At 72.1% G+C, this 8,535-nt stretch carries 7 protein-coding genes; 4 read left to right on the forward strand and 3 right to left on the reverse strand.

What is annotated here, in order from left to right; genetic code table 11:
* Window positions 1-185: 185 nt before the first annotated feature.
* Entirely contained in the window at window positions 186-1,529 is a 1,344-nt protein-coding gene (locus I6A60_RS33310) for an acyltransferase (RefSeq protein WP_203019395.1), read from the reverse strand.
* Complete coding sequence (locus I6A60_RS33315) at window positions 1,529-3,193, reverse strand: AMP-binding protein (RefSeq protein ID WP_203019393.1); 1,665 nt, start codon at window positions 3,191-3,193, stop codon at window positions 1,529-1,531. The genes I6A60_RS33310 and I6A60_RS33315 overlap by 1 nt, the downstream gene beginning before the upstream one ends.
* 289 nt (window positions 3,194-3,482) lie before the next feature.
* Here I6A60_RS33315 and I6A60_RS33320 point away from each other — a divergent pair, with 289 nt between their 5' ends.
* Together I6A60_RS33320 and I6A60_RS33325 are read left to right on the forward strand one after the other, a co-directional pair.
* Window positions 3,483-4,274, forward strand: coding sequence for a phosphosulfolactate synthase (locus I6A60_RS33320; RefSeq protein WP_203019391.1), 792 nt, complete (start codon window positions 3,483-3,485; stop codon window positions 4,272-4,274).
* On the forward strand, window positions 4,267-4,686 hold the full coding sequence (locus tag I6A60_RS33325) for a VOC family protein (RefSeq protein ID WP_203019389.1): 420 nt from the start codon (window positions 4,267-4,269) through the stop codon (window positions 4,684-4,686). Before I6A60_RS33320 ends, I6A60_RS33325 begins: the two co-directional genes overlap by 8 nt.
* A 34-nt stretch (window positions 4,687-4,720) precedes the next feature.
* Here I6A60_RS33325 and I6A60_RS33330 read toward each other — a convergent pair whose 3' ends face one another.
* Window positions 4,721-5,497: a phosphonatase-like hydrolase gene (locus tag I6A60_RS33330; RefSeq protein ID WP_203019379.1), complete on the reverse strand. Its 777-nt coding sequence runs from the start codon at window positions 5,495-5,497 to the stop codon at window positions 4,721-4,723.
* 166 nt (window positions 5,498-5,663) lie between these two features.
* Here I6A60_RS33330 and I6A60_RS33335 point away from each other — a divergent pair, with 166 nt between their 5' ends.
* Together I6A60_RS33335 and I6A60_RS33340 are read left to right on the forward strand one after the other, a co-directional pair.
* The gene (locus I6A60_RS33335; protein ID WP_238436774.1) at window positions 5,664-6,803 is read left to right on the forward strand and encodes a TIGR03364 family FAD-dependent oxidoreductase; all 1,140 of its coding nucleotides are present in this window, start codon (window positions 5,664-5,666) and stop codon (window positions 6,801-6,803) included.
* Window positions 6,804-7,198: 395 nt separating this feature from the next.
* Window positions 7,199-8,380 (forward strand): ABC transporter substrate-binding protein, encoded by a 1,182-nt coding sequence (locus I6A60_RS33340; RefSeq protein ID WP_203019367.1) that lies wholly within the window; start codon window positions 7,199-7,201, stop codon window positions 8,378-8,380.
* Window positions 8,381-8,535: the final 155 nt, after the last annotated feature.

Here is an 8,535-nt window from a genome sequence, read left to right on the forward strand (position 1 = left end):
GACCCGCCACCAGGCGGGATCACGCCCGCCGGCACGCCGGGGGCCGCTGTAGAAGCTGGTTCCCGCTTCCCGGAAGCCTAGCTTTCGGCGACGTCAGCCGCCCGGAACAGCTCGTTTGCCCCTGATCGTCGCCTCGCCCGGGTGCCTGCGTGCGCAGGCGGCCGGGCTGGTGCCGAGCGCCGTGTTCAGGCCGGCCCGGCCGGCGCGGGTCTCGTGGCCGCGCGGCGCAGGCGAGGCCGGCCGGTCACCGGCAGGCTCAGCGGCGTGCGCCGGGCGAGCCAGACGAGCACCGCCGAGCCGGCCAGCGCCGCCGCGACGACGAGGAGCGTCGACAGCGGTGCCGGTATCCGGTCGGGCAGCACCTTGACGAGGCTGTCGACGAACAGCGGATGGACCAGGTAGACGCCGAACGACAGCTCCGAGCCGAGCCGCAGCAGCCGGTCCGTCCGGGAGCCCTGGGTACGCCGGGCGGCCCACCACCGGCCGGCCGCGAACAGCCCGACGACGACGGCGGTGCCCCAGACGATCATGATGGGCTGGAACACCGAGGCCGCGAAGGCCGGGCTGCGGCCGTGGTGGATCGAGACCGCGTACCACAGCTGCGCGGCCACCGCGCCGGCCAGGACGATCGCCGGGACCAGCCGCCGGTGCCGGTCGACCCAGCCGCGGATCCGGTCGAGCCGGGCCGCGGCCACCCCGCCGAGCAGCACCCAGAACAGGTAGGTCGGCAGCAGGACGTGGCAGTACTCCTGCAGCCAGCCGAGCACTCCGTCGCGCGGGGGGCCGTACTGGATCGCCACCAGAATGGCCGCCTCCAGCGCCGCGCTTCCGGCGAGCAGCAGCGCCAGATGGTGGCGGGCCCGCCGCACCAGCGCCAGCAGCACCGGCAGCGCGAGGTAGATCTGCAGCGAGACCAGCAGGAAGTACAGGTGGTAGTGGGCGTTGCCGCTGAACAGCAGTCCGAAGTACTGCCGGACGCCGCCGAGGACCCCGTCGTCGCGGGTCCGGCTTCCCACCGCGGCCGCGCCGTAGACCGCTGTCCAGGCCGCGTACGGGACGCCGACGAGCAGCAGCCGCCGCGCCCAGAAGCTGCGTAGCCGGGGGCCGCGCGGCGGCCGGTCCGCGTAGCTGTGCACCAGGACGAAGCCGGTCAGGACGAAGAACGCCTCGCGGGTGAAGTGCAGCAGGTTGAGCACGGCGTTGCCGACGTAGCCGGAGCCGTCGATCGTCCCGCCGGTCGCGTGCACGCCGATCACGGCGACGAAGGTGAGCACCCGGACGACGTCGATCTCGTACACGTGACGACGCCCGGCGCCTGTGAGCGTGGCGACCGGCGCGCTGGCCTCGGCCGTGCCGCTGATCTCGACGGCCCCTCCGGCCTCGACGGCCCCTCCGAGCGCGCCGGCTCCGTTGGCGTCGGCGACCTCGTCGGTCTCGGGACTCGTCGGCGCGTGCCGCGAGGCCTGGTCGGTGACCTCGGTGGCCGCGAGGCCGGTGTGTGTCAGGTCGGCGGTCGGCGTCAGCGTCATCAGGCCGCCGCCGGGTCGCCGGCGGCCTGGTTGATGACGAGGCGGCGCAGCACCTTGCCGGTCTGGCCGACCGGGATGTCGTCCACGACCTCGATCCGGACCGGCCGTTTGAAGCGGTCCAGCCGGGCCGCGCATTGGTCCGAGAGCTCGGCGGGCAGGCCGTCGCCACCGGCGCTCCGGAGCGGATCGCCGACCCGTTTCCGCTCGGCCTCGCGCACCGGGGCGACGAGCTGGACGCGGGCGACCGGCACCTGCCCGAGAACCTCGTCCGGGACGCCGAAGACGACCGCCCGGGCGACCCGGGGGTCGGCGAGCAGCACCTCCTCGACCTCCCGCGGGAAGATCTTCTCGCCGCCGCGGTTGATGACGTCGTCGGTCCGGCCGACCAGGAACAGGTAGCCGTCGGCGTCGAGCCGGCCGAGGTCGCCGGTCTCCAGCCAGCCGCCGGCGTGGAAACGCTCGCAGCCGGTGTCGCAGCCGGTGTCGCTGCCGGTCTTGCAGCCGGTCTCGGTCGCGTACCTGGCGATCACGCCGCGGCCGCGGATCTGGACCTGCCCGGTCTCGCCGGCTCGGCAGGGCCGCCCGGCCGGGTCCACGATCCTGACCTCGGAGCCGACGGGCCGGCCGACCGAGCCGGCTCGTCGGTCGTCGCCCAGTGGGTTCGCGGTGATCTGGCTGGCGGCCTCCGTCATCCCGTAGGTCTCGACGACCGGCAGTCCGGTGACGGTCTCGAACCGGGTCAGGACGGCGGTCGGCAGCGGCGCGGAGGCCGACCGCACGAACCGCACCGCATGGGTCTGGGCGCTGGACGGCGCCGGCTCCCGGGCGAGGATCGCGAGGATGGCGGGCACGGCGTTGATCCAGGTGACTCCGGTGGCCTCGATCAGGTCCCAGAAGCCGCGCCGGTGAAAGCGCTGGTCGAGGACGAGCTCGCCGCCGCAGACCAGGGTCGCGAGCAGGCCGACGACCTCGGCGTTCACGTGGACCAGCGGGAGCGGGTTGTAGCCGACGTCGGCCGCGGTCATCCGGTGGTGGCGGGCGACGGCGGTCGCGACGTGCAGCAGCCGGCCGGTGTCGAGGAACACCTGTTTCGGCGTCCCGGTCGTGCCGGAGCTGGCCAGCAGGACGCCGCCGAGCTCGTCGTGCCCGGCCGTGGTCTGCCCGGCGGCCCCGGCCCCTGCCCCGGTTGCGGCCCCGGCTCGGGGCTCGATGGCGGCCAGGCGGCTGCCCTCGGACGACCCGAGAAGGTAGGCGTCCGGCGTGACCATGCCGTCGCCGGCGCCGAGCGCGGGGTCGGCGACGACGAGATCCGGGCTCAGCCGGCCGAGCGATCGGGCGAACTCGGGGCCGGGAGCCCCGGCCGGCACCGGCACGGCGCGCCGCCCGCCGGCGACGACCCCGAGGTAGGCCAGCGCGAAGTCGAGCGGCGCGGCGACCGCGATCGTGACCGTGCCGCCGAGCGGCACCTCGCGCCGGTCGAGCTCGGCGTGCCAGCCGCGGACCGCTCGCCCGAGCTCCCCGTAGGTGAGCCGTCGCCCGCCGCGCGCGTCCGTGAGGTAGACGCGATGCGCGTCGGCGCCCCGGGCGCGTTGCTCGACGAGTGTGACAAGGCGGCCCTCGCCGATTGTGGGAGCGAAACTCGCGTCATCCACGTCCGTCGTCATCGGCCTGACGTTTCTCGCCGTTCCTGAAAGCCGCTTGCGCGCCTCCTGAACATTACCTGTGAGTGGCGATCCGACCCGCTGCCGGCGCCGCTCCTACATGATCTCCGTGGGCGGAGTGATCGCGTCTCCTTGCCCAGGTCAAGGCCGCTACGCCGCTATTCCAGCGCCTTCGAAGGTAGACCATGAACTGCTACCCACACATGGCTGTCCTGTAACAATCCTTCAGGATCCGTTCAGCTTGAAAGGCGACGGTCAGGGCGGCGGGGGTACGCGGAGGAGGATTTGAAACATGCGCGATACCGCACTGCGGCTACCGTCTCGGCAGGCAAAACCACGCAGCCGGGGCCTGACGATGGTGATCGACAACGGGCTGCCGACCAGCTACTTCCGCGACGCTGTCACCAGTTCGACCGAGCTCATCGACCTGGTGAAGTTCGGCTGGGGGACCGCGCTGGTCACGGCCGACCTAGACCAGAAGATCGAGACACTGCGGTCACTCGGTATCGGCTACTTCTTCGGCGGCACACTCTTCGAGAAGCATGTCCTGCAGCGCCGTTTCGACGACTACCGCTCGTTCTGTCATGACTACGGCTGTAGCCACGTCGAGGTATCCAACGGCACGATCGAGCTGCCGAACCCCGAGAAAGATGACTACATCTCCCGGCTGGCCGACGATTTCACGGTCCTCAGCGAGGTCGGGTTCAAGGACGGGGAACGCTCCGAACGTCTCTCGCCGTCGCGGTGGGTCGAATACATTCGCGCCGATCTGGAGGCGGGAGCTGACCTCGTGATCACTGAGGCCAGGGAAAGCGGCCGCAGCGGGATCTGCCGGCCCGACGGCCGGCTGCGTTTCGGGCTGATCGAGGACATCCTGGAAGCCGGGCTGCCCACCGACCAGCTGCTGTTCGAGGCGCCGACGAAGGAACTGCAGACCTATTTCGTCCGCCGGGTCGGGACGGACGTGAACCTCGGCAACATCGCGCCCATGGAGGTGATCGCGCTGGAGACGCTGCGGCTGGGCCTGCGTTCGGACACGCTGCTCGACATCGAGGCCACGATCGACGGCGGCCGCCGTGCGTGACCCCGGCGACGTCTTCCACCTGGCCATCCCGGCCTACGACCTCGACGAGACCGTGGCGTTCTACGTCGGACAGCTCGGCTGCAAGCTGGCCAGGCGCTACGACGACCGGGTCACCCTCGACTTCTTCGGCGACCAGGTCGTCTGCCACCTGGCCGAACCGCCTCGGGACGCCCCGGACACGCCGCGGGCCGAGCCTCGGCTCTACCCACGCCATTTCGGGGTGACCTTCCGGCGGCCCGAGGATTTCGACGCGCTGGTGCGCCTCGTCGAGATCCGCAAGCTGCCGGTCTTCCGGCCGGTCGAGCTCCGGTTCGAGGGCCTCGTGGAGGAGCACCGCAGCCTGGTCCTGCGCGACCCCGCCGACAACCTGCTGGAGTTCAAGCACTACGTCGACCCGCGCATGATGTACTGACCCGCCGGTCAGCCGGCCGGGCCAGCCGCGTCGGTCAGCCGGTCGGGCCGGTGACCAGGGCGGGGATGTCGGCGACGCTGGCGAGCAGGTGGGTGTGCGGGACGGCGCCCAGCACGGTGGCGCTGACCTGGCCGGTGAGCACGCCGACGACCGCCGCCGCCCCCGCGTTGGTGCCGGCGCGCAGGTCGCGCACGGTGTCGCCGGCGACCAGCACCCGGGCCACGGCCGTCACCCCGGTCAGCTCCATCGCGCGGAAGATCATGTAGGGCGCCGGCCGGCCGCTCGGGACGTCGTCGGCGCAGACGACCGCGTCCAGCAGCCCGCCGTCCCAGCCGAGCGAGGCCAGCAGCGGGCCGACGACCGTCCGGTCGAACCCCGTCGTCAGCGCGATCCGGATCCCGTGCGCCCGCAGGGTGCCGAACGCCTCCACGACGCCGGGCATCGGGGTCGGCGGGCGGGTCCGGTAGGCGGTGTCCAGCCGGTCCCGGAAGTCGGTGAAGACCTGCTCCACGACCGCGGCGTCCGGCTCGGCGGCGTCGGTGTCCTGGTAGGCCGGCGCGAGCAACGCCCGGATGGCGGCCCGCTTGTCCGCGCCCATCCACCGCTCGACGTCCGCGTCGGTCAGGACCAGCCCGGCGTGCGTGCCGGCTGCCTCGACGGCCGCGCGCAGGGCGGTGTAGACCGCGCCGTGCTCCTCCACGGTCGTGCCGGCGATGTCGAAGACCGCCAGATCGACGCGAATCCGGTCGAGGTTCTCGGCGGCGCCGGCCGGGGCGTCCGCGACGAGCGCGGTGACGGAGTCGGTGGCCACGTGTTCACCTTTCCTGGAACGGCTGACTGCTCGGTGGGCGCGACGTGAACAGCCACCGAACACCTTCCCACGACGGTGACCAGCATTTCTCGGCCCCGAGTGTCAGGTCAGTCTCGTCCGGGCGACGACGTGCATTTCGGCGGGTCCGTCGGCCATGCTCGGCCCTATGCGGCTGGGTGAATTCGATCTGGTGGTGGCGGGCGCGGGAATCGTCGGCCTGGCGCACGCGGTGGAGGGCCTGCGCCGGGGGCTGCGGGTCGCGGTCGTCGAGCGTGACGAGTTCGCCCGCGGCGCGTCGGTGCGCAATTTCGGCCACGGCTGCGTGAGCGGCCAGGCCGGCGAGGCGCTCGGCTACGCGAAGGTGGCAAGGGAGCGCTGGCTGGAGCTCGGCCGCCTCGCCGGCTTCTACGCCGAGCCGACCGGCACGGTGGTCGCCGCGCGCTCGGCCGAGGAGCTGGCCGTGCTCGGCGAGTTCGCCGCGGCCGGCGTGGCTCCGGCCGAGCTGCTGGACGCGGACGGGGTGCGCGCGCGGGTGCCGGTGCGGGCGAAGACGCTGGTCGGCGGCGCCTTCCTGCCGTGGGACGTCAGGGTGAACCCGCGGGAGGCCGTCGGCGCGATCGCGCGCTGGCTCGCCGCCGAGGGCGTTACCTTCTTCTGGCGCACGGCCGCCCTGGAGGTCGCGCCGGGCGTCCTGCGTACCGGGCGCGGCGAGCTGGCGGCCCCCGCGATCGTGCTGGCCACCGGGCACGACCTCGACCGGCTCTACCCGGAGATCGCCGAGCAGGCCGAGGTCAGGCGTTGCGTGTTGCAGATGCTGCGGGTCGCCGCGCCGCTCGCGCCCGGCGGGCTGGCCGTCGAACGGTTCGGGCCGGGCGTGCTGACCGGACTCTCGCTGCTGCGGTACGCCGGGTTCGCGGACTGCCCGTCGCTGCCGGCGCTGCGCGCCCGGTTCGAGGCCGAGCGGCCCGACCTGCTCGCCGTCGACATGAACCTCATGTTCACCCAGCTTCCCGACGGGGACCTGCTCATCGGGGACACCCACGAGCGGGCCGTCACCCACCACCCGTTCCATGACGAGCGGGTCGACGACCTGCTGCTCGCCGAGACGGCGGACCTGCTCGGTGTCCCGGCCGCCGAGCTCGCGGTGCGGGAGCGGTGGCGTGGCTGCTACGCGACCGCCCCGGGCCGGGAGTTCCTGGTCGAGAGCCCGCTGGCCGGCGTCCGGGTCGTCGCGGTGACCACCGGCATCGGCATGACGACCTGCCATGGTCTGGCGGCCCAGGTCGTCGCTGACCTGTGTGCATGACCGTTACCTGAACGCATCCGACCCCCGGTCCGGGGACCGGCCGGCTTCAGCCGACTTTGCCAACTGATGTGCTGAAAATTAGCGTTTAGCGTTCGTCGCGTCATCGTCCGTTCTGGGTTGATTCTGCGTCCTTTCATTTTTTGGCGGTTAGTGGGCGTCAATGGCCGGGATGTTCGCCCATCGACAGGATTGCGCTCAACTTCCGTATACCAACTGGTCATGCGTGCACGTCACCGTTGCGCGGACAAGTCCGGAGCGAACTCACGGGGCCCGCTCGGACGCCCGCCCGGTTGGCCGGTGCCGTCGCTGACGGCAGGCGGTCGACCGTCGTGGCGCGCCCGCATCGAGGCGCCGTGGCTGCGCGCCGGAGGGAACGATCTGGCCCTGGGGGGCTCGTGAAGTTTGTAGGGAGTCGACCGGTCGGCCGGCAGCTGCAGCTGGTTGCCGCCGGAACGGTCGTCGTGGGCCTGCTCGCCGCCGCCTGCGGCGGGAGCAGCGGCTCGTCGAGCGGCGCAGCCACCACGACTGGCGCCAAGGTGGACGCTTCCAAGGCAACGTCGGCGGCCGACTTCGGTGGCATGGACGCGCTCGTCGCGGCGGCCAAGAAGGAGGGGACGCTCAACGTCATCACCCTCCCGCCGGACTGGGCCAACTACGGCGAGATCATCAGCAGCTTCACCGCGAAGTACGGCATCAAGATCAACAGCGCCAACCCGGACGGCTCCAGCGCCGACGAGATCAGCGCGGTCAAGCAGCTCAAGGGCCAGAGCCGGGCGCCCGACGTGCTCGACGTCGGCAACTCGTTCGCCCTGCAGGCCGCTGCCGGGAACCTGCTCGCTCCGTACAAGGTCGCGAGCTGGAACGACATCGACAGCGCGCTGAAGGACCCGGACGGCAAGTGGTTCGCCGACTACGGCGGCTACGTCTCGATCGGCTACGACTCGAAGGTCATCACCAACCCGCCGACGAGCTTCGCCGACCTGAAGAAGCCCGAGTACAAGGGCAAGATCGCCATCAACGGTGACCCGACCCAGGCCGGCGCGGCGTTCGCCGCCGTCATGGCCGCGTCGCTCGCCAACGGCGGCTCGTTCGACGACATCATGCCCGGCATCCAGTACTTCGCCGACCTGCGCAAGAGCGGCAACTTCGTCCCGACCAAGGGCACGCCGGCCACCGTGCAGAGCGGCGAGACGCCGATCCTGCTCTGGTGGGACTACCTGAACGCGGGCTCGGTCGCAGACAAGATGTCCGGCGGCCAGTACAAGATCAACATCCCGACCGACTCCTCCTACGCCGCGTACTACGACCAGGCGATCAACGCGACCGCGCCGCACCCGGCCGCCGCGCGCCTCTGGGAGGAGTACCTCTACTCGGCCACGGGCCAGAACCTCTGGCTGAAGGGCCGGGCCCGCCCGGTCGAGCTCGGGCCGATGACGACGGCCGGCACGGTCGACAAGACCCTGGCCGCCGCGCTCCCGCCGGCTCCGTCCGACACGAAGTACCCGACCAACGACCAGCTGAACAAGGCCCAGAGCGTGCTGGCCGCGAACTGGGCGAAGATGGTCGGGGGCGCGTGACGTGAGCTCGTCGGACGCCGGGGCCAGCTCTTGGCCTGAAGTAACAGAGGCGTCCACCGGTGCCGGGGCGGGCGACCGCCCCCGCACTGCCCCGTCAGCGCCCGACCGCGCCACGCCCGCCCGCGCGGAGACGTCCGACGGCGCGGGAGCGGCTG

It is taken from the genome of Frankia sp. AgB1.9 (assembly GCF_016786355.1).
GTDB lineage: Bacteria > Actinomycetota > Actinomycetes > Frankiales > Frankiaceae > Pseudofrankia.

Bases quoted from the DNA above. Each gene is read 5' to 3' on its own strand.
- I6A60_RS33310 (WP_203019395.1), bottom strand. From the start codon at position 1,529: ATGACGCTGACGCCGACCGCCGACCTGACACACACCGGCCTCGCGGCC.
- I6A60_RS33315 (WP_203019393.1), bottom strand. From the start codon at position 3,193: ATGACGACGGACGTGGATGACGCGAGTTTCGCTCCCACAATCGGCGAG.
- I6A60_RS33320 (WP_203019391.1), top strand. From the start codon at position 3,483: ATGCGCGATACCGCACTGCGGCTACCGTCTCGGCAGGCAAAACCACGC.
- I6A60_RS33335 (WP_238436774.1), top strand. From the start codon at position 5,664: ATGCGGCTGGGTGAATTCGATCTGGTGGTGGCGGGCGCGGGAATCGTC.